This window comes from Paenibacillus anseongensis (assembly GCF_009757995.1).
Classification (GTDB): domain Bacteria; phylum Bacillota; class Bacilli; order Paenibacillales; family NBRC-103111; genus Paenibacillus_E; species Paenibacillus_E chondroitinus.
Genome location: NZ_WSEM01000002.1, coordinates 56,909 through 76,948 on the forward strand (window position 1 = coordinate 56,909; position 20,040 = coordinate 76,948).

Annotated in this window: 21 protein-coding genes; 16 read left to right on the forward strand and 5 right to left on the reverse strand. The window is 41.8% G+C overall.

Going from position 1 to position 20,040, the window contains the following annotated elements:
• Positions 1–10: 10 nt before the first annotated feature.
• Positions 11–1,522 (forward strand): arabinosylfuranosidase ArfA, encoded by a 1,512-nt coding sequence (gene arfA, locus GON05_RS00815; protein WP_157317364.1) that lies wholly within the window; start codon positions 11–13, stop codon positions 1,520–1,522.
• 47 nt (positions 1,523–1,569) lie between these two features.
• Here arfA and GON05_RS00820 read toward each other — a convergent pair whose 3' ends face one another.
• Complete coding sequence (locus tag GON05_RS00820; protein WP_157317365.1) at positions 1,570–4,146, reverse strand: heparinase II/III domain-containing protein; 2,577 nt, start codon at positions 4,144–4,146, stop codon at positions 1,570–1,572.
• Positions 4,147–4,344: 198 nt separating this feature from the next.
• On the opposite strand from GON05_RS00820, the gene GON05_RS00825 reads away from it, so the two are divergent.
• The 3 genes from GON05_RS00825 to GON05_RS00835 are packed head-to-tail and all read left to right on the forward strand — an operon-like array spanning position 4,345 to position 5,535.
• On the forward strand, positions 4,345–4,578 hold the full coding sequence (locus GON05_RS00825; RefSeq protein WP_185157169.1) for a hypothetical protein: 234 nt from the start codon (positions 4,345–4,347) through the stop codon (positions 4,576–4,578).
• Between the two features lie 44 nt (positions 4,579–4,622).
• Positions 4,623–5,099, forward strand: coding sequence for a dihydrofolate reductase (locus GON05_RS00830; RefSeq protein WP_397368774.1), 477 nt, complete (start codon positions 4,623–4,625; stop codon positions 5,097–5,099).
• A gap of 13 nt (positions 5,100–5,112) precedes the next feature.
• Complete coding sequence (locus GON05_RS00835; RefSeq protein WP_157317367.1) at positions 5,113–5,535, forward strand: VOC family protein; 423 nt, start codon at positions 5,113–5,115, stop codon at positions 5,533–5,535.
• Between the two features lie 105 nt (positions 5,536–5,640).
• Here GON05_RS00835 and GON05_RS00840 read toward each other — a convergent pair whose 3' ends face one another.
• A complete protein-coding gene (locus GON05_RS00840; RefSeq protein WP_157317368.1) occupies positions 5,641–6,279 on the reverse strand; it encodes a DUF1796 family putative cysteine peptidase in 639 nt (212 codons plus the stop codon).
• A gap of 230 nt (positions 6,280–6,509) precedes the next feature.
• On the opposite strand from GON05_RS00840, the gene GON05_RS00845 reads away from it, so the two are divergent.
• From GON05_RS00845 to GON05_RS00895, 11 genes are all read left to right on the forward strand, one after another.
• Positions 6,510–6,611: a sporulation protein YjcZ gene (locus tag GON05_RS00845; protein ID WP_127455727.1), complete on the forward strand. Its 102-nt coding sequence runs from the start codon at positions 6,510–6,512 to the stop codon at positions 6,609–6,611.
• Positions 6,612–7,019: 408 nt separating this feature from the next.
• Complete coding sequence (locus GON05_RS00850) at positions 7,020–7,130, forward strand: YjcZ family sporulation protein (protein WP_127455728.1); 111 nt, start codon at positions 7,020–7,022, stop codon at positions 7,128–7,130.
• A 427-nt stretch (positions 7,131–7,557) separates the two neighbouring features.
• A complete protein-coding gene (locus GON05_RS00855; protein ID WP_157317369.1) occupies positions 7,558–8,232 on the forward strand; it encodes a response regulator transcription factor in 675 nt (224 codons plus the stop codon).
• The gene (locus GON05_RS00860; RefSeq protein ID WP_246238733.1) at positions 8,229–9,635 is read left to right on the forward strand and encodes a HAMP domain-containing sensor histidine kinase; all 1,407 of its coding nucleotides are present in this window, start codon (positions 8,229–8,231) and stop codon (positions 9,633–9,635) included. Before GON05_RS00855 ends, GON05_RS00860 begins: the two co-directional genes overlap by 4 nt.
• A gap of 102 nt (positions 9,636–9,737) precedes the next feature.
• Positions 9,738–10,355, forward strand: a complete 618-nt coding sequence (locus GON05_RS00865; RefSeq protein ID WP_157317370.1) for an undecaprenyl-diphosphatase — start codon at positions 9,738–9,740, stop codon at positions 10,353–10,355.
• A gap of 188 nt (positions 10,356–10,543) precedes the next feature.
• Positions 10,544–11,458: a hypothetical protein gene (locus GON05_RS00870; protein WP_157317371.1), complete on the forward strand. Its 915-nt coding sequence runs from the start codon at positions 10,544–10,546 to the stop codon at positions 11,456–11,458.
• Between the two features lie 79 nt (positions 11,459–11,537).
• Complete coding sequence (locus tag GON05_RS00875; protein ID WP_157317372.1) at positions 11,538–12,275, forward strand: ABC transporter ATP-binding protein; 738 nt, start codon at positions 11,538–11,540, stop codon at positions 12,273–12,275.
• On the forward strand, positions 12,268–12,903 hold the full coding sequence (locus GON05_RS00880) for an ABC transporter permease (protein ID WP_309491736.1): 636 nt from the start codon (positions 12,268–12,270) through the stop codon (positions 12,901–12,903). The genes GON05_RS00875 and GON05_RS00880 overlap by 8 nt, the downstream gene beginning before the upstream one ends.
• 127 nt (positions 12,904–13,030) lie before the next feature.
• A complete protein-coding gene (locus GON05_RS00885; RefSeq protein WP_157317373.1) occupies positions 13,031–14,509 on the forward strand; it encodes a sensor histidine kinase in 1,479 nt (492 codons plus the stop codon).
• Complete coding sequence (locus GON05_RS00890) at positions 14,506–15,192, forward strand: response regulator transcription factor (protein WP_157317374.1); 687 nt, start codon at positions 14,506–14,508, stop codon at positions 15,190–15,192. The genes GON05_RS00885 and GON05_RS00890 overlap by 4 nt, the downstream gene beginning before the upstream one ends.
• Before the next feature lie 27 nt (positions 15,193–15,219).
• Complete coding sequence (locus tag GON05_RS00895; RefSeq protein ID WP_181646071.1) at positions 15,220–16,341, forward strand: MGDG synthase family glycosyltransferase; 1,122 nt, start codon at positions 15,220–15,222, stop codon at positions 16,339–16,341.
• A gap of 49 nt (positions 16,342–16,390) precedes the next feature.
• On the opposite strand, the gene GON05_RS00900 is transcribed toward GON05_RS00895, so the two are convergent.
• The 3 genes from GON05_RS00900 to GON05_RS00910 form a co-directional block, all read right to left on the reverse strand.
• Positions 16,391–17,758 carry a HAMP domain-containing sensor histidine kinase gene (locus GON05_RS00900; RefSeq protein WP_157317376.1) on the reverse strand — a complete coding sequence of 456 codons (1,368 nt, stop codon included), beginning with the start codon at positions 17,756–17,758 and terminating at the stop codon, positions 16,391–16,393.
• Between the two features lie 5 nt (positions 17,759–17,763).
• Positions 17,764–18,462 carry a response regulator transcription factor gene (locus GON05_RS00905; RefSeq protein WP_157317377.1) on the reverse strand — a complete coding sequence of 233 codons (699 nt, stop codon included), beginning with the start codon at positions 18,460–18,462 and terminating at the stop codon, positions 17,764–17,766.
• A gap of 154 nt (positions 18,463–18,616) precedes the next feature.
• Positions 18,617–19,141 carry a C40 family peptidase gene (locus GON05_RS00910; protein ID WP_397368760.1) on the reverse strand — a complete coding sequence of 175 codons (525 nt, stop codon included), beginning with the start codon at positions 19,139–19,141 and terminating at the stop codon, positions 18,617–18,619.
• A 262-nt stretch (positions 19,142–19,403) separates the two neighbouring features.
• On the opposite strand from GON05_RS00910, the gene GON05_RS00915 reads away from it, so the two are divergent.
• Entirely contained in the window at positions 19,404–20,009 is a 606-nt protein-coding gene (locus tag GON05_RS00915) for a DedA family protein (RefSeq protein WP_157317378.1), read from the forward strand.
• Positions 20,010–20,040 lie beyond the last annotated feature (31 nt).

Sequence of the window (20,040 nt, forward strand, 5' to 3'; positions counted from 1 at the left end):
GGAAAAGGCAATGGCACTACAAGCATCTATGATTGTCGACAAAGACTTTATTCTCGATGAGGTTGATCCGCGGATTTACGGTTCTTTTATTGAACATTTGGGTCGTGCGGTATATGGAGGCATTTATGAACCTTCCCATCCAACAGCAGATGAATGCGGATTCCGCCGGGATGCCTTGGAAGTTATTCGGAGATTGCAGGTTCCGATTATTCGATACCCTGGCGGGAACTTCGTATCCGGCTACAACTGGGAGGACGGCGTTGGCCCCCAATCGGAGCGCAAACAGAAGCTGGAGCTGGCTTGGTGGACGACAGAAACCAATCAGGTTGGAACGAATGAATTCGCCGATTGGGCTAAGCTTGCGGGTACAGATGTCATGATGGCCGTTAATCTTGGCACGCGTGGTGCAGATGATGCGCGCAACCTGGTGGAATACTGCAACCACCCGTCTGGCTCCTATTGGAGCGACCTCCGAATATCCCATGGCTATAAGGAGCCTCACCGGTTCAAAACATGGTGCTTAGGCAACGAAATGGACGGTCCATGGCAAATCGGCGCCAAGACGGCGGTAGAATATGGCCGCTTGGCCAATGAAACGGCGAAAGTCATGAGATGGGTGGATCCTAATCTTGAGCTTGTCGCGTGCGGGAGCTCCAGCAGCGGCATGGCGACCTTCGCCGATTGGGAAGCTACGGTTTTGGATCTGAGTTATGATCAAGTGGATTTTCTATCCTTGCATACGTATTACAACAATAACGAAAACAATTCGGAGAATTTTCTTGCCCGTTCACTGGATATGGATCAATTCATTAGCACAGTTGCTTCCATCTGTGATTATGTCAAAGCCAAGAAGCGGAGTAAGAAGAAGTTATACCTTTCTTTGGACGAATGGAACGTATGGAATTCGATTGGCACCAGCCGTGCTACGGAGCGCTGGCAGATTGCGCCGGCTGAATTCGAGGACACTTATACCCTGGAGGATGCCCTTGCCGTCGGCTGTTTTCTGATTACTATGCTTAAGCATGCCGATCGGGTAAAAATGGCGTGTATGGCACAATTGATCAATGTCATCGCACCTATTATGACCGAGAACGGCGGGCCTGTTTGGCTGCAAACGACGTATTATCCTTATCTCCATGCTTCTCTTTACGGCAGGGGAAAAGTGCTGCACCCTGTTATCCGATCGCCGAAATATGACTCCAAAGACTATACAGATGTTCCTTTTTTGGAAGCCATCAGTGTTTATAACGAGGAACAGAGTCAAATTACGGTTTTTGCTGTGAATCGTCATTTGAGCGAAACGCTTGATCTGGATATCAATCTTCGCAGCTTCTGCGAAGTTAGGTTAGTTGAGCATTTGGTGCTTGAACATGACGATCTGAAAGCAACCAATACCAAGCTTCATCCGGAAAATGTAATCCCTCATAATCAAGGAACTGCAAGAATGGAAGAAGGGCATGTTCAGGCTAGGCTTTCTAAGAGTTCATGGAATGTGATTCGTTTGGACGTTATAAAGGAATAAATAACAAACAAGGTCAGTCGACGTAATGTCGATTGACCTTGTTTGTATTAGTCGTTTGTGAGAAGGATAGTCAGCCTGCCGGCTTCCACCTGAACGTGACACTCTCCGTTATGGTCGGAGGAATAGGTTGTCTTGTTGTGGGGATTCAAAAGTGCTGATCCAGCTTGGCAGCGGAATGTGTGCGATTGTTCTGTCCCGTTCACTAACAAGTAGAACATGGTTTGTTCATCCCGGAGTATTTTGTACATCCGTATTTCAGGGCAATCGGCATCAGTTGGAAAAGATTGTATGACCAGTGCGGATGCTTCGCGGGTTTTTGGATAGAGCAGAGTCAGATAATCTCGGTTGCAATTAGAGCTGTTATCTCGGCCGCCATCATCACCGCCATCACCGCAACCGCCACCAACGCCAATGCTGCTAATTCGGAAGTGTTCTTGTACGGTCAGGGGATAGGCACCAGATACGGCTCCGTGATCCTTAGATACTGAAATGCCGCTTGGCTCAAGGAAAGTGACTTCCAATTTCATGTCATTTAAGCAATGGGCCGTGATCCGATTGTTCTCTATATCAGACATTGTGCTCATCGCATGCAGATTCCAGATGCTATTGTTCTCACTACGAATACGATCCCAAACCACATAAACATCAACGCCGGCTTTCACATAGGCAAAGTGGCGATGGTAAGTTTCCGCATGGCTATCTGGAATTTTACTCCGAACATAATCGAATTGATTCGAAAAGAAAACTTCCTCACAGAGGCTTTTCAGCGGGCCATTCTGTATGACCCCTGCTTCGTCCATGAATTGAACTACGTTATGCGCATGTCCGTTCACATACCAGTGGCGGTCTCCATTGTAATATCCACCCGTCCCAGGATCCAGGGTCAGCGGGGTACCGTTCGCCCAGATGGAGAAATGCCCCTCATCGTGATGGGCATGATAGGTGAGTGGCGAAGATTCAAAAATGGCATAGTTCTCACGGCCCCACACACCGGCATTTTGGCGGAAAATAATATAGCCCATCCCTGGATAGTGGACGGAAGTCAGCGCAGGAGCTTCTTGAGGAAGCTCTGGCAGTGGGTAGAGAAGTGCGAGAAGGGTACAAGGATAAGCCCCCGTATCGCGAAACACGCCACCCCCATGCTGCCAAGCCCACATCATTTCCCGACTAAGCTGTGAATCTGTTGTGGCATAAAAGGGCGCTGCGTAAGCAAACATACGAAACCACTGGTCGTCAACCGTTGAATCGCCAACAGCAGGAGACAGCAGTTTAGGCTCCGAATCCGGCCCGCCCTGAACGTTATCCTTCGGAGTCACCGTGTCGATTAAGAAGCGGTACATCTTTTTTACCTTGTCTCGTGACCAGTAGTCTACGCCCTTAAGTCGCTGCAGCAGCGTGAAAAATAGAAAGTACCTATGCAGCACAGCGCCATGGTAACGGATATTTTCAGGCCACGCGCCGTCCTGATCTACGACATGCTCCAGCTGCCAATCAACGACAGCACAGGTATGGGCCAGATAGTCATCAGCGAGCTTTTCTTCGGGGAAAATGAGTGCGTAGATCCCGAGGCCAGTAGCGCGGTCCGCGTTCCAGTTGCTCCGCTTGCCTCCCTTTTCATCCGGAAACTGCTCGAGATCGAACCGATAATATGCGGTGTCCATCATCATTTTAGCTATATAACGGAAATTAGCATGGATGTCTGCGCTCTCGTGTGGAAGGATGACACCCGAGTCTGCAATCTGGTCGTATATGACCGATAACACGGCGATGCCCCGTCCTATATGGACGGCTCCGTATGTATCATCATCATGCCAGCCAGTCGCTTTGAAAATATCCATGCCTTGGCACATATCGGGCAGCATGTACAGCATCTTTCGTTTGGCCCGCTCTGCGTACTCCATATTCCCGGTTACCATATAGACGTTTGCATCCGCTCCAGTTGTCTCCAGCAGGGCAGCCCAATTGGTCGGTGTTTTGCGGTTAAAGGAGGGCGAAATATATACCGCATCCACAGGCTGACCGACAGCGTCCTGGAACTCCACTTCGATCGTTACACCGTCATCCGAGAAGTGTTGATCCAATCGAAGATTCGTCTGAATACTGTAGTGCTCCTTGGCATGCACAGGAATCGGATCTGTAATTGACAGTTGCATGTGGTTGTTATTTGACAAGTTCTTTACGTGCAAGCACTGCCCTTGTCCGGGGTTTTCGGAAGGCTGAAGGGAGGCTGAGCTTGTGACGGAGTGCGACGATGCTGCCCATCCGAGTAACCCGTGATCGAACCTGCCGTTCTCTAGCGGAATAGGCAGCCCTTTTTCCGAATGGGTAAGCTGTACTTGGTTGATCCAAACTTCTCCTTTTCCCCGAATATGTAAAGCGAACTTCAGATAGGCAGCGTTCTCCGGCGTTCGGAACACAAAAGGAACGGTTCGGAAAGCATATATCCGTTGAATAGGCAAGGACAATTCCTCATTTGCAAATGTATCCGACAACTTCCATTGCCGCTCATATTCCTGCCGCAATTTAGGCTGCATGAAAACCCGATTGCGAATACTCTCTAGCTGCTCCGCACCGTAGCAGGCGAAAGGACGATTGGCCGTCGCGATCCTAGATTGGTTTGTCATTTCACATACCCCCGAGTGGTTAATGCTTACTTATATAAACACTATATCACCTGCTTTTTTTTAGTGAGGGGGACAATCCATGTTAGGAAGGGGGGCAAATCAACTGAAATGATAACGTGAATTAAAAGCGCTGAACAAAATTATATCTTCACAAACGAACATATATTCGGTATTATAAATATGGTTTATTATTCCAAAATGAATTGGAGACTTCGAATTTCTCAAAATCGTCTGCTTGATGAATTTAAAATAACCCGCCTTCAGTTAGTTGAAATACTGTTAGCTGAAACAGAAGTTGTTTCTAAACATGTTACCGTGAATGGCGTAGATACTTGCCCGCACACCGGCACACCCTATTCTTTGCTTTACATCATTCATGAATTTAATGATCATGATAAGCACCATAAAAATCAAATCTTAGCGGTAATATAATTTTATAAAGCAAACATGTTAAAGGGTGGGGTAAGTGGAGATATATTCTAATTGCCGCAATGGACAAAAACAGAGTCATTGGAAAAGACAATGACATTCCATGGAGAATCCCTAATGACTGGCGGTATGTTAACAAAATAACAAAAGGACATACAATTGTATTGGGGAGAAGGAATTTTGAATCCATTGGAAAGGTACTTCCCGATCGTAGAAATATTATATTAAGTAGAGATACAGAGTTAAGCATAGAAGGATGTGAAATGGCGCATTCCATCCAAGAAGTTTTTGATCTATGCCAGAATGAAGAGAAGATATTCATTTTTGGAGGAGAACAGATTTACAAATTATTTATGCCATATGTTAAAAAAATGTATGTAACAAAAATTCATCATGAGTTTGATGGAGATACCTATTTTCCGGAAATAGATTTTAGTGAATGGAAGGAAGTATCCGTTGAGAAAGGGATAACTGACAGTAAGAATCCTTTCACTTATTTTTTTCATATTTATGATAGAAATTAAGGAGGAGTCAAATATGATTCAATCAATAGTTCATATTGCTCTAGTGGTAAAAGATTATGATGAAGCAATAGACTTTTATACAAAGAAGCTGAACTTCACTTTAGTTGAGGATACCTATCAACCTGAGCAAGATAAACGATGGGTAGTAGTATCCCCGCCAGGTTCAGTTGGCACCACGTTATTGCTTGCGAAAGCATCGAAAGAGGAACAAGATAGGTTTATCGGAAACCAGACGGGTGGTAGGGTTTTTCTGTTTTTAAACACGGATGACTTCTGGAGAGATTATAATGACATGGTGGCAAAAGGAATTGAGTTCGTTAGAGAGCCCAAAGAACAGTCCTATGGAATTGTCGCCGTATTTAAAGATCTATATGGGAACCTATGGGATTTACTTGAGTTAAATGAGGACCATCCTATTCATAAGAGAATAAAATAATTTCCATTGGGGCTACCTGCTAGCGAATAGCGTTAGTTCAAACAAACCAGGAGCAGATCGCCGCGGCAACTGCTCTTTTTGTCATTGAGGATTGTAGGGTCAAACTCAACGAAGGGACGAAGCTTTTAATTTAAAGCCGTTCATACACGTATCCCAAGCTTGGTTAGATCCTCTCCAGTCTTCCCCTTGTGGTAGAAGCACCGAGCTAATTCCACCTAGCCCCCAAGACTCGTAAATCACATCTTTGCTGTCTTTTTGGTGGTTATTCACGATCAGAAGGTGGAATTTTCCATGTTTCAGCCTTTTTAATGCGGCATGCAGCTCTTGTGCTTCCTTTTTTGTAGCATTGGTTCTAATAAAAAGAATGGGTTGACCTTGCATAGTTTTCATAAACCGATCTACGCGTCGATTGAGCTTTTCTTTAAACGCGGGATAAGCATCACGCCATCGCTCCGCAGTGAGATAAAGAGGGAAGTCATGGAAAGATGTAACGCCACTTGCATTATCTCTTATAACAAAGCATTCATAGGTAGTGCCAATGAGTTCAAGCTGGCTAAGTTCCATAAATCCTTTGAAACGATGATTTATCAAACGAACCACTTCCCCTGTCGAATCGGAAATAAACCAATCTAAGGGCCCCGCATATTTTCGTAAGCCTAGTCTTCTAAGCTGATGGGCTGTTTGACATGTAGAACCTAGACTAATGTAGGCCTTATAACCACCTAGGGAATCGCGCGATTTCATAATTTTCACTCCCTTTTCAACAGCCGATCTCCTTCACAATGATGAGTAGAATTAAATTATGCAAAAATTAAATTTCCGCTTGGGCAAACGTGTAGTGCAATCTGTTATTTCACTACCTCAGAACAATAATTGAAAAATGAAGCAGAATATAGACTTATGCCCAAGCAATGATCACGTACCCAGCGTAGATTATACCGTAGTTAAAATTCACTTGAGGGGAATGACTAGATATGAGTGGTGCAAGTTGTGCTGGTTATGGTGTTAACAACGCAGCAGCTGTTCTGGTTCTTTTTATTCTTTTAGTTATTATCTTGATGACTTTTGCAATCTAACCTGACATCGCAAAAAACAAAAAACGGTCTTATCGCGAAATAGAAGCGATACAGACCGTTTTTTTGTCGGTAAAATAATGCTGACAGGTGAGTTGGGTACTGGCTGGAAATATCAAAAAGGCCGCCCTTATTTTTCATCTAAGGATGACCTTTTTATGGTTAATGAAGGTGAAATTTGAGTTGCTGTGGTGGGGTAATATATAAGATTCAACTTTAAAAATAATGCGTGGGCACATGGCTGGAATTTGCACTATTTTTTCGGGATGGTTTAAAAAGGGGATGACCCGAAAATCTTTATTATAAATGCCGGTTATTTATACTCGATTTGGTACATACGTCCAATCAATCATTGCGTAACCAACATATTTTATACCGTAGTGACATTTCACCAGAGGGGAATGAGTACACATGGGAGCAGTAGGTTATGGTGGTAGTTGTGCAGGTTATGGTAACAACGCAGCAGCAATTTTGGTTCTCTTTATTCTTTTGGTAATCATCACATCCGCATTTGTATGGTAATTTCTTAAAATGAAAAAAACGGCCCATTCGCGCAACAGTCGCGAACACGGGCCGTTTTTTCTTATTGTTAAGGGAACCTGGGGCCGTTATTCCTGGCAAAATCGGCCGATTCCACGTGTTCGCGGAACTACAGGGCTCTATTTACCTGCCAATCTCCGTTTTCCCTGCCAAAACGGAGAAATAGCGGACGCTAGTTCACTTCAGCTCTGAGATGGCCACTTTACGGTAAAATAGCGGCCTGTAGTGGCGTTAATTGTAAGTACACGGTAAGGATTCGAATGCTTCTGTGTAATTCTCATTAAATTCTCATTTTTTATTGTTAAAGTCGTTCAATGGGATGATACTGTATAGAAAAACATCTTGATCTTCAAACTACTTGGGGATACATGCACTGGTAAACTTTAACTTATGGATCAGGGAGATAACGATGAAACGAATATTGCTCATTGAAGATGAAAAAAACTTAGTCCGATTTATTCAACTGGAGCTGGAGCATGAATTGTTTGAAGTGCAGGCCGCTTATGATGGGAAAACCGGATTGGAATTAGCGCTTCAAGAAGAGTGGGACTTAATATTGTTGGATCTCATGCTGCCGGGACTTCATGGCATTGAGGTGTGTCGACGGATACGTGCAGCCAAGAAGACACCGATCCTGATGTTGACAGCCAGAGATAGCGTTGTGGATCGTGTATCTGGCTTAGATAGCGGTGCAGATGATTACATGCCAAAACCATTTGCCATTGAAGAATTATTAGCTCGAATAAGAGCTATTTTTCGCCGCACGGAGTTAGAAAGAAACGATACGCATGAAAAGCTTTCTTTTCAGAATATTACTGTCGATGTGGATGCCCGTATTGTATATAAGGATCAACAAATTGTTGCGCTTACGAAACGCGAGTTCGATCTATTAGTTATGTTCATGAAGAACCATAATCTTGTCTTAACACGTGATATGCTTTTGGATCAAGTATGGGGGTATGATTCTTTGGTTGAGACGAATGTTGTTGATGTCTATGTAAGGTATTTGCGAAACAAACTAGGTTATAACGGTGAAACAAATTTAATTCACACCATAAGAGGAATAGGATATGTAATGAGATGATAGAACGTCTAACCATGATGATTCGGCGCCTTCCGATCAAGTGGAAGCTCATGTTTGGAGCTACCGCGTTAATCTTTTTGATATTTGTAACCTATAATTTTGCTCAATACATAGTGCTTAAACAATGGATGCTGAAACAAGAGAAAGATCAAATTCAAGTGAATATGATTCAGCTTGAAGATTATTTTAACGAGAAATTGAATAGGACAGAGACTTTGCAAATTTCAGATAGCCGATCTTATTTAGAGAAGATTATTGGAAAAAATCAAATGATACGCATCCTTGATAAGGAAGGGACTTCATTACTGACTGTTTCAAACCATTTTGATGAGAACTGGGTTTCACGGAAACCAACTAGTTCACAAGAGCTAACCGACATTACCCATCAGGAAGAGCACATTTTAATATACAGGAGTCCACTGATTACCTCTGCCTTTGTTGGGACTATTGAGTTGGCAAGTAATTTGGAAACATTCGATCATTTTAGCGAGACGATTTTGTGGGTAATGGCAGTCGGTGGGGTACTGGCTATTTTTATTAGCGGACTCGGTGGTTTAGCCATTGCGCGGCAGTTCATGCGTCCGATTCGAACGTTGGCATCAACGATGCAGAACGTCCAGGAGAATGGACTTAAGGAACGAGTTGTGCAGATAGAAAATGGGGACGAATTATCTAGTTTAGCGAAACTTTTTAATGAATTGATGGATCAACTGGAAGTTTCTTTTCGTCAACAGAAACAGTTTGTTGAAGATGCTTCCCATGAGCTTCGAACGCCCATAACCATTTTGGAGGGGCATTTATCGCTCTTAGATCGCTGGGGGAAATCCGATCCTGTTGTGCTCGATGAATCACTGTCAGCATCTCTACAAGAGGTTAGGCGTTTGCGAGGTATTGTTCAAGAATTACTGACATTAACGAGAGCAGAGTCTCAATTCTCATATGAAAATAGAGAGCCAAGCCAACTTGAACCTATTATTCATGAGACGATAAAAAGATTGGAGCTACTCCATCCGGATTTTGTATTTGAGCTGAATTTGGTGAAAATTAGAGATGTTTTCATATCAATAAACCCACTGCATATGGAGCAGATTCTCTTAATCATTTTGGATAATGCCGTCAAATACACGAAAGAAAATAAAAGAATCTTAATTGAAGGAACAACATTTAAAAATGAAGTTGAAATAACCATCGCAGATCACGGAGTTGGTATTCCCAAGGAAGATCTGGCGCATGTCTTCGATCGTTTCTACCGTGTGGATAAAGCAAGGAGCCGTGAATTAGCAGGAACTGGACTTGGGTTAAGCATTGCTAAGCGTCTCGTCAATAATTATCAGGGAGAAATAACGGTCAGCAGTCAGGAGAAAGTTGGAACAAAAATAAGTGTGAAGTTTCCAAGGTTGTAAATTTATATTATTATGTTTTCTCATTTTCCTCTCATTTTCATCATGTAAAGTTATTGTAATGTCGTCTTTGCGGCATCTACTATAATTAAAGGATTGATGAACATGAGTTTCGCTCAGTTGGATTATCAGTTGTTTCAAATGGTTAATGGGTTAGGACGCACGATGGATGTTCTAAATCCTGTTATGCGTATGTTTGCTTCTTATGCTGAGTACGTATTTTACATTGGCATAGTGATTTATTGGTTTACTAGGCATCGAATCCAACGTCAAATGGTTGCGCAATCGCTTGTTTCTGCCTGTGTAGCATTTGCATGCAGCGGAATTATCGGACATTTTTTCTATCGAGACCGTCCTTTTGTAACGCATACGGTGCTTCAATTGATTGAACATCCAGCGAATGCTTCATTTCCAAGTGACCATGCAACCGGGGCTTTTGTCATTGCTGCTTCCATTTGGATTTTCCGTAGAAAAGAAGGAATGGTGTGGTTTGTCTTAGCGGCTTGCATTGCATTATCGCGAGTATGGACAGGGGTTCATTACCCATCAGACGTTTTGGCGGGCGCAGTGCTTGGCATAGCTGCCGCGGCTGTTATACATCAATTATTAAGCAGGGTTCCAAAAGCGCAAAATATGCTATTCCAAGTTATTCATTGGTATGAAGTTGTGGAGAACAAAGTTTGGAAGAAGAAACTCGTAAGCGAATATTCAACGAAACTATAAGTCTCTATAAATCCGTTCAAGTGATGAACGGATTTTTATTTTTGAATAAATGGATAGTTAAGAAAGTTTTAAGAATTGGTTCATAAGCGTTTCATTTTTGTTGCCTATGATTTAGTTGTAAGCCCAATACCAAAAAGGAGAGACTTTGAGTGCCACTCAAAGATCCCTCCCTATATTAGGAGGAAATCATGAAAAAAAAGTGGATCATGTTAGGCAGTGTTGTTGGGATTAGTAGCATCGTTATGGTGACAACTGGGTTTAGCGCAATGGCGAGTACATCAGGGTATGAAGCCTATAAATCAGCGCTTAAAAATACCAAAACGGTGCAAAATGTTGCTGTACAAGCAGAAGCGGCTTTACAAGATAATGGAGCAGTGCTTGCTAGTGCGAGTGGAAATTTTAAAGTGAGTCTAGATTCGAAAACAGCAAGCGGAAACGCAGATGTTGCAGTGGGCGGCACACAGCAAGCACTTAGCTTCTATAAGGAAGCAAACCAAACAGTACTTAAATCAGCTGCCAGTGATGTGTATTTCGTGAAACAAGAGAACGAGAAGAAACATAAAACCGAGAATAAGCTGAATGAAACGGAAATTCCTCAGCAGGTTGAAACGGTTATTGATGCGTTAGTCGGGAATCTGAAAGATTATGTAGCTGTTGATACGAAGGATGATGGTTCCAAAGAGATTTCGATACAACTGGATAACGCGCAAATTCCAACTGTAGTCAATGCATTGGCGCCAATCGCTATTAAAGAAGCTACTAAGACCGAACACGACGGCGAAAAAAGTGATGATGGTGTTCAGGCGAATGCCCTACCATTTCAAGAGGATTTTCTGAAAAATGCAGCTCCTCAACTGACCCAAGACATCAAAATTGAACATGTATCGATTAAAGCAACAGTGAATTCAAGTAATTATCTTTCTCATCAAGAAGCGGATCTAACCGTATCAGGCAAAGATGATGCCGGCACCGTACATCAAGTTACACTGCACCTTCAAGCGAATCTATCAGATTATAATCAAACAACACCCGAAACCGTTGATCTTACTGGAAAAACAGTGCAAACATTGAAGCACGATCACCAAGGTAAGCAAAATCAATAAGGGTTTACGCAAGTTAGATGCTCATGCAGACAGGCTTCCCTGTTGAAGCTTGTCTGCTGTTCATGAATGGGGGAACCAAATGGATATCATTTTAGAAACAACTAATCTATGTAAAGAATATGGCAATAAACGCGGAATTCGCGATATGACACTTCGGCTATATGCTGGTGATGTGTATGGTTTGCTCGGGCCAAACGGTGCAGGGAAAACGACATTTTTAAAATTGATAACGGGTTTAATTCGACCGGATCAAGGAACAATTACTTTGTTTAATCATAAAATACCCGAACATTTTGAAGCGGGTATGCAGCATGTAGGCACGATGGTTGAATCGGCGGATTTTCATGATTTTCTTACAGCAAATCAGTATTTAGCACTAGTAGCTCGGTTCTACCCAGCTGTTGTATCGAAACGAATCGAAGAAGTATTGGATCGTGTAGGCTTACTTAAAGTACGCAAAGAAAAAATTAAAGGCTATTCAACAGGGATGAAACAAAAATTAGCGCTTGCCGCGGCTATATTACCTGAGCCGAAACTTGTCATACTAGATGAGCCTACGAATGGATTGGATATTGAAGGAACCGTGATGTTTCGGAAATTAATCAAGCAGTTGTCCACGGAAATGGGAACCTCATTTCTAATTTCGAGCCATATGATTCACGAGTTAGAACAGTTATGTAATCGAGTTGGGATCGTTATAGGGGGGCAGTTGAGAAGAGAAGGATATGTCTCTGACTTATTGCAAAAAAATCAATCCTTGGAGCAATTCTATATCGATGAGCTTCAGCTTCCAAAGGAGGACAACGCGAGTGCATAGATGGCGTGCTGCTTACTTAAATGAACTTTACTTAATGTTTTATCGAAAAAAAGTCGTGATGTTTGCTATTTTTTCAGCTCTATTGCCGATCGTACTCGCCGTTTCACTTCAAGCATTACAGCCTTTTCTTGGACTTTTTGCAGTTAGCCAGTCTTTTCCGATTGAGATGCTTTCGATTTATACGAGCATTTGGATCCCGCTCTTGATTTTAACCATTACAGCTGATTTATTTCCTGGCGAAGTAGGATCCAGAACGATGAAACTTGCTTTACTACGACCCAATTCACGGTTTCAAGTCTATGCAACAAAAGCGGCTGCTCTTGTCACATGTATGGCTGGAATCCTGATTGTACTCGGCATCGTAACCTCTATTTGTAGCTTTTTTGCTGGAACAACATCTAGTTTCACGGAAACATTGGGAATGTTGAAAGCCTATGTTGCTGCTTTTGTTTCTATGGTAGCCATATCGTCCTTGTTTGTATTTGTTTCCCAGTTTTTCAAATCAGCCAGCGGATATATGGTTTTTGCACTCATTCTTTTTGCAGCAGCTAAAAAGCACCCTTCTTGCTGCACAATTTCGCTGCCTTTTCACCAACATCGTATACAGATTGGCATATGTTATGGTTAAGTCCGTCCGTTTCCAATGGTAAATTAGTAACGACTTCACTTTTCCTGCTTTCAAGTTGCATGTTGTTTATGGCACTAGGTTACTATAAATTCGATCGAAAAGAAGTATAAATAAACGGGGTCTGCACATGTCAATTCGTCTAAAATTATTACTTTCCTATGCAGCCATGCTGCTAATTCCACTCGTAATGATGATGATCACAGCCATCTTATTAATCGTAGTATTCCGTGGGGATTTTCAGGGTATTCGCGAACAAGTGAGCTCCGGGGTCGGACTATTCGAGAATCAGAATCTAGAGCATACGTTCAAGGAAATGAAACGAACCTCGGAGAAAAATCCGGCCATGCTTGCCGACCTGACTTATCTGGCAGACATCGATCAAGAACTGCAAAGCAATAACTCAAGGATGATTGTACGAAAAGATAATACGTTTGTGTATGTATCTCCAACCTTAGAAAATTCGGATGTCCTTCAGCAATTGCCGGCATTTAAGCATCCTGGCCATCCGGAACACGAGGATGCCAAACACATTGGGAACAAATTACTGGAGATTAGTTCTTTTGATTTTTATTTTTCTGGCCAGCAGTCGGGAAGTGTCTTTATTATTACGACTGTTAATCCGTTAGTTAATTTTATACAGAAATTTTTCCCGGCTCTTTTTATAACGCTCCTTATTATATTAGTTCTGACGCATAGCTCATTAACTTATTTTGTTTCTAGAAGTATTATTTCACCCCTAAGCAAGTTAAAAAATGCAATGAAAAGGATCCAATCCGGTGATCTGGATTTCCAAGTTCAGATAACAAGCACCGATGAGATCGGGCAGCTCAGTATAGCCTTCGAACAAATGCGCAAGCAACTGAAAGAATCTATTCAAACGCAAGTTCAATATGAAGAAAACCGAAAAGAATTGATTTCTAACATTTCGCACGATATACGAACCCCGCTTACTGCGATTAGAGGTTATATCGATGGACTAGGTGATGGAATTGCGGATACCACGGACAAAAGACAAAAATACATCGAAATCATTTCATCCAAAGCGGAAGAAATGGATCATTTAATCGATGAATTATTTCTTTTTTCTAAACTGGATTTAAAGCGAGTGCCGTTTAACTTTGAAGTCGTCAACTTCTCCAATTTTCTAATGGATTGGTCGGACGAACTTGAATTTGAACTCCATAAAAAAGGCATCCATTATAAGTCAGAGATCGCAGTTGACCAGCAGACACTGGTTTCCATTGATCGAGACAAAATAAGACGTGTTTTTTCTAACATTGTAGACAATTGCTTAAAATATATGAACAAAACGGAGAAATCCATCACTTTGCAAGCAAAGACTGCTGGAACAAGTGTGATTATAGAAATTAGGGATAATGGGGCTGGTGTAGAAGCAGATGCGCTCCCATATATTTTTGATCGCTTCTACAGGGCAGATCCGTCTAGGAATAGCAACAATGGGGGAAGCGGGTTAGGATTAGCGATTTCCAAACAAATGATCGAGGGGCATGGCGGGGCCATTAGCGCACACAGTATGAAAGGCGAATGGACTTCTATTACCATAAAATTACCGCAAAAGTTGCGTAAAGACGGTGGGAATGAATGAAACGGGTACTTATTGTTGAGGATGAACAGCTCATTGCAGAACTTGAACGTGATTATTTGGAGGTAAATGGATATAAGGTCGATATCGCAACTGACGGTGAACAAGGCCTTAAGTTGGGTCTAAGTGGAGAGTTCGACTTAATCATCCTGGATGTCATGCTGCCTTTATTAAATGGATTTGAAGTATGCAAGCAAATTCGTGAGAAATATCAGATTCCAATCTTGATGGTAACCGCCAAAAAAGAGGATATTGATGTTATTCGTGGACTTGGTCTAGGGGCAGATGATTATATTACGAAGCCTTTTAAGCCTGGTGAATTAGTAGCAAGGGTTAAAGCACATTTAGCACGATACGAACGATTAATTGGTACCAAAGAAAATAAAGATGAGATTCGCATTCAGGGACTTTTAATTGATAATAGTTCCCGTCGGGTATTTGTTCATGATCAGGAGATTAATATAACAACCAAAGAATTTGATCTGCTCTATTTTCTAGCTACGAATCCAAATCGAGTATTTAGTAAAGATCACCTATTTGAACGGATTTGGGGATTTGATGCTATGGGAGATGCCCAGACGGTTACGGTCCATATCCGTAAATTAAGAGAAAAAATTGAAGTCGATCCATCCAATTCGCAATACATTGAAACGGTATGGGGAGCAGGTTATCGGTTCCGGTTATAAAAGTATGTGATGAAAGGTGGTAGGCATATGATACCATTTAATCCTCGTGTTTTAATACTTACGGCTAATTATGGGAATGGACATCTCCAGGCTTCCAAAGCATTATTACAGCAATTCAATCAGCAAGGTGTGGAGAACGTGAAGATTGTGAATCTAATGAAGGAAGGCCATCCATGGATCCATTCGATTACATCAACGTTGATTAGCAAAAGCATGAAAGTTTCGCGGCTAGGAATTGACTATTATGGTTGGAGCTATTATTTGACTCGGGAAACCAAAGAAACGGCCTTATTTCAGAAGTCAATGACCTATTTAGGGCAAAAGAAGCTGAAAGAGATTATACACGAAGAACGTCCGGATGTAGTCGTCAATACTTTCCCCTTCGGTGCATCTCCAATCGTTTGTAGTTCCATGGGGATTAAGAATTATACCGTGCTTACGGATTATGCTTTGCATGCAAGTTGGCTTCACCCGAAAGTCGATCGATATTATGTGGCAACGGAAGACTTGAAAAAGCAAATCATTGAAAGAGGAATTAACAAGGACCGAATAGATGTTAGCGGCATTCCGCTCAGACAAGAGTTCGCCAATACGAGGATTCGTGCAAGAAATCAGCAGAAGAAAATCATTCTTATCATGGCCACGGATAGCGGTGTAACAAGTTATATAGAGGAAATGATGCGCACGCTTTTTCTTATAGATAATTGTCAATTGGTCGTTGTTTGTGGTCATAATGAGAAGTTAAAACATAGATTGGAAGTGGAGTTTGCAGCTTATAAGGGGATAACCATTCATGGGTTTGTAGATAATCTTCATGATTGGATGGCACAAGCTAGTTGTATGGTAACGAAAGCAGGCGGATTAACGTTGACAGAGGCCATAGCCTTAAGAGTTCCGGTTTTCATTTATAAGCCTAATGGCGGGCAAGAGAAAGAAAATGCCTTATATTTATCACGCCGCGGCGTAGCTTCAATCTCAAATAAAATCGAAGAACTTTCGAATAGTATTCAACATTTCATTCATCATCCTCAAAAATATGAAGAAATTCGGGATCATATGGAGGAATTACACCGAAATCATGCAGCAGCTCATATCGTAAAAGATATCATGCATCATTGGAATGGCCAATTCATGTTAGCGTCAATTTAGAATGGGGAGGCATGATTCAAATGAAAAGCCAAGCCAAAACCTCCAAGTCCTAAAAAGGGTTGGAGGTTTTCAATTTGGGGATGGTAACGATGACTTCTGTTCCGTTATGCCGATCACTGGCTATTTGAATTGTGCCATGATGCAAACTGACAATACATTTAGCTATGGCTAGACCTAAGCCTGAACCGCCGGTTTGTCTGCTTCGGGATCGATCTACGCGATAGAATCGTTCGAAGACGAAAGGCAATTCTTCTGCGGGAATGCCAATGCCATCATCAACAATGCGTATACAATGATTTGAATCTGTTTGAGAGAGGTAGATCCGGGTGTGATGTTTCATGTATTTCATCGCATTATCCAAAATAATGAAGAGGACTTGTTTCATTTGCGGCCGATCTGCTTCCATCATGATGCTGCTTTCGGTGGGGATAAGTATGAATTCTTTGTCGGAGAGTGGCTGAAGAAGTTGAATGTTCTCTTTACATAGTGTGACAAGATCAAATAAGGAAAGCGTTAATTTAGGTTCGTGGTCGAGTTCAGCCAATTCAAGCAATTGATAAGTAATGTGTTTCATACGCTTGCTCTCGTCATGAACAGCATTAAGAGCTTCCATATGAAGGTCTATGTTTTCAAACCCCCATCTGCGAATGAGAGATGAATAGCCTTCAATAATCGTAAGTGAAGTCTTAAACTCATGTGAGGCATCAGAAATAAACTGCCGCTGTTTCTTCATACTTATCTCGATCCGTTCCATCAAATGATTAAATGTCTCAGATAATTGATAGAGTTCATCCTTTGACTTTCGATTCAAAGGTAGTTTGGTTATCGCAAGACTCGTTTCAATCTCTTTCATCGTCTGAATCATACGGGATAGCGGTAAGAATAACAGTTTGGTCAATAAAAAACTAGCAGATAGAGAGAGCAGCATAGCAGCAAGCGTTACGATGCCAATAATACCAACCAATCGGTATAAGCTTTGGTCAAGCTCTATTGGTTCCGTAATGATTTCTAACGTTCCGATGATTTCTGTTCCTTGGCGAATGGGTGTTCGCACAATCATAACGGTCTGTTCATTAAGTTTTTGCGAATAAGTCACTTGTGTATCCATGTGTTTTGGCGGAATAACGGCTAATTCGTCATTGTTGGCTACTTGGTTTATCACCTTAGAAGAAAGATTAAGTGAGCGAATCATAGAGTGATCGGGTAGATACCTTCTTAATATGCGGTTGTTATCTTCTTGGAGCAATTCCATAGGACTTATTTGTGTAAGCATTTGGTTAGCCGTAAATTGAAGTGATTCGAGCTCTTCCTCTTTTTCATACTGTGCATAAAGATAGTAAATAATGAAGGTAAGCGGTATTAGAATGCTAATTAACCAAAAGAATGAAAGCAGGGAAGCTTTAGTTTTGATTTTCATGTCAATTAGACCTCCAAGAGGTACCCAATACCACGGATGGTTCGAATGTTCGGGTAAGGCGCAAGTAGCTTTTTGCGAATATACCTTATATATACATCCACCAGATTTGAATTTCCTAGGAAATCGTAACCCCATACATCGTTCATGATTTGTTCCCGACTAAGGATTTCATTTTGATGTTCGATCAAATAGACGAGAAGTTCAAATTCTTTTGGTGTAAATTCAATTTTAATATCATTCTGTAATACTTCTCTGGAACGAAGATTCACATTTGTTCCTTTCACCGTATAAATCATGGAGTCATGCTTATTAAGCTCATCATCGGGTTGTTGGAATTGATTTTGGCGGCGTATACAAGCGCGAATCCGAGCAAGCAGCTCTTCCAAGTGAAAAGGTTTCGTTATATAATCCTGGCCCCCCAAATCAAGTCCATTCACAATATCCGCGGGGGTGCCGCAGGCAGTTACCACAATAATGGGAGTTTCTGAATTCTTCTTGCGAAAGGATTTAATAAGCTCAAAACCGTTGTATACAGGAAGCAGAATATCTAAAAGAATGAGGTCCCACTTCTCATTTAATGCTTTTCGTAGTCCTTCTGAGCCATCTGAAGCTAGCTCCACAATATAACCGGCATGTGTGAGTTCTAATTGCAGCAGCCTTGCTATTTTCTCTTCATCTTCGATGACAAGTAATTTATGTGACATGTACAGCTCTCTTTTCAAGGTATTTGAAATTAATCGCCTTACATCTTACATCTTATGTACCTAGAAAGCGGGATGTTCTGGCATAGGAAAAGGACCTCCTTCAGTTGGAGAACTGAAAGAGGTCTTCTGAGCTTTTAAACAAAGCGAGACAGGCTTAGTGAATCACACGACGGGCTGTTTTGTAATTTTTGCTCCACCAGCCAGAGTTCATATCTGAAATCGTAACACCAGGGCTGCCGTAGGTGTGCAAAACCTTTCCATTCCCCATGTAGATACCAACGTGATGAATTGGTGAGTAGAAAAAGACAAGATCACCCGGTTGAAGCTGATTTCTAGCAACAAAAGTTCCTACTTGTGACTGCTGCTTAGAAGAACGGGGCAGATTGATCCCATTTTTGCCATAAACATATTGTGTGAAAGAAGAGCAATCAAACGAGCTGGTGGTGGCTTTTTGAGAACCGAATTTGTACCTGACACCGATATATTGTTTACCAGTTGTAATAATACTATTTGCTTTCCCCGATATCGATGTTGAAGCTGAAGCTGCTGTCGCAGAAACATTGCTTGCAGCATGCGCGGATTGCGGCGCCATCATTAGGTTAGCAGATGCAAATAAGGATACACTAAGTGTAATACCTAATAGCGATTTGCTTAGGCGGTTCGTTTTCATGTTGTTCATGATTGGATATCCCCCTTCAGGATCGTGTTTTAGGTTTTCACCTGAGATAACCTTAACATATCCGGAACTCCCTATAGATTACCAAACATGCGGGAATACCAGGTCCAATGAGGCTTAAAGGACAATTATTAGAAGATCATGAGAATCGGATGAACGGAAATACCTTGACAATCCAAACACAAGATAACTTCATGTTTAAAGAATTCTCTCATGTGATTTTCACATTCCTATGATAGGATCAATTCGAGGCAGGTGAAGAAAGATGAATCATCATTCAATGATCTTGTTAATCACCCATTACGGTTATGCAGGTATTTCTATAGCACTCTTCCTTGGCATTGTTGGCATCCCGTTACCGATCGAGATTATCCTGTTAGGTGCAGGCTATATAGCCGTCAAGACGAATTTACATGTAGGTGGCATTATCGGCTTCGCCTGGCTAGGAGCGAGTGCTGGAATGACAGTTAATTACCTTCTGGGGAAAAGTATAGGGTTGAAGCGGATTAGCAAAGTAACCAAGTGGATTAAGCTCTCTGAAAATAGATTAGAAAATTGGGCAGAGCATTTTAAGAAGCATGGAGCTATCTTACTATTAGTAGGCTTTTATGTGGCTGGTCTTAGACATGCTGCACCGTTCATTGCAGGGGCAATCAAATTGCGGTTCACTAAATTTATAAGTATCTCGTATTTGGGTGCAATGGCCTGGATCTTAGTTATTGTTTTTCTAGGTCAAAAGCTTGGTAAAGCGTGGGACCACATGTTTATGCATTTCCATCATCCAATATGGCTGATTGTCGCGGCTGGTGTAGTCGGTCTTGGTTTGTTAGGAGTTAAAATGATGATACGTCAACAAAAATTGCCCTCTTAAAACGGAAGCAGCTCCAATCCCCTGTTTAAAG

What these genes read in the sequence shown, in the direction of transcription:
- GON05_RS00840 (WP_157317368.1), bottom strand. Translation starts at nt 6,279, where the DNA reads ATGAAATCGCGCGATTCCCTAGGTGGTTATAAGGCCTACATTAGTCTA.
- GON05_RS00875 (WP_157317372.1), top strand. Translation starts at nt 11,538, where the DNA reads ATGGATATCATTTTAGAAACAACTAATCTATGTAAAGAATATGGCAAT.
- GON05_RS00895 (WP_181646071.1), top strand. Translation starts at nt 15,220, where the DNA reads ATGATACCATTTAATCCTCGTGTTTTAATACTTACGGCTAATTATGGG.
- GON05_RS00870 (WP_157317371.1), top strand. Translation starts at nt 10,544, where the DNA reads ATGAAAAAAAAGTGGATCATGTTAGGCAGTGTTGTTGGGATTAGTAGC.
- arfA (WP_157317364.1), top strand. Translation starts at nt 11, where the DNA reads ATGGCACTACAAGCATCTATGATTGTCGACAAAGACTTTATTCTCGAT.
- GON05_RS00835 (WP_157317367.1), top strand. Translation starts at nt 5,113, where the DNA reads ATGATTCAATCAATAGTTCATATTGCTCTAGTGGTAAAAGATTATGAT.
- GON05_RS00820 (WP_157317365.1), bottom strand. Translation starts at nt 4,146, where the DNA reads ATGACAAACCAATCTAGGATCGCGACGGCCAATCGTCCTTTCGCCTGC.
- GON05_RS00865 (WP_157317370.1), top strand. Translation starts at nt 9,738, where the DNA reads ATGAGTTTCGCTCAGTTGGATTATCAGTTGTTTCAAATGGTTAATGGG.
- GON05_RS00850 (WP_127455728.1), top strand. Translation starts at nt 7,020, where the DNA reads ATGGGAGCAGTAGGTTATGGTGGTAGTTGTGCAGGTTATGGTAACAAC.
- GON05_RS00860 (WP_246238733.1), top strand. Translation starts at nt 8,229, where the DNA reads ATGATAGAACGTCTAACCATGATGATTCGGCGCCTTCCGATCAAGTGG.
- GON05_RS00910 (WP_397368760.1), bottom strand. Translation starts at nt 19,141, where the DNA reads ATGAACAACATGAAAACGAACCGCCTAAGCAAATCGCTATTAGGTATT.
- GON05_RS00855 (WP_157317369.1), top strand. Translation starts at nt 7,558, where the DNA reads ATGAAACGAATATTGCTCATTGAAGATGAAAAAAACTTAGTCCGATTT.
- GON05_RS00905 (WP_157317377.1), bottom strand. Translation starts at nt 18,462, where the DNA reads ATGTCACATAAATTACTTGTCATCGAAGATGAAGAGAAAATAGCAAGG.
- GON05_RS00845 (WP_127455727.1), top strand. Translation starts at nt 6,510, where the DNA reads ATGAGTGGTGCAAGTTGTGCTGGTTATGGTGTTAACAACGCAGCAGCT.
- GON05_RS00825 (WP_185157169.1), top strand. Translation starts at nt 4,345, where the DNA reads ATGAATTGGAGACTTCGAATTTCTCAAAATCGTCTGCTTGATGAATTT.
- GON05_RS00915 (WP_157317378.1), top strand. Translation starts at nt 19,404, where the DNA reads ATGAATCATCATTCAATGATCTTGTTAATCACCCATTACGGTTATGCA.
- GON05_RS00890 (WP_157317374.1), top strand. Translation starts at nt 14,506, where the DNA reads ATGAAACGGGTACTTATTGTTGAGGATGAACAGCTCATTGCAGAACTT.
- GON05_RS00885 (WP_157317373.1), top strand. Translation starts at nt 13,031, where the DNA reads ATGTCAATTCGTCTAAAATTATTACTTTCCTATGCAGCCATGCTGCTA.
- GON05_RS00900 (WP_157317376.1), bottom strand. Translation starts at nt 17,758, where the DNA reads ATGAAAATCAAAACTAAAGCTTCCCTGCTTTCATTCTTTTGGTTAATT.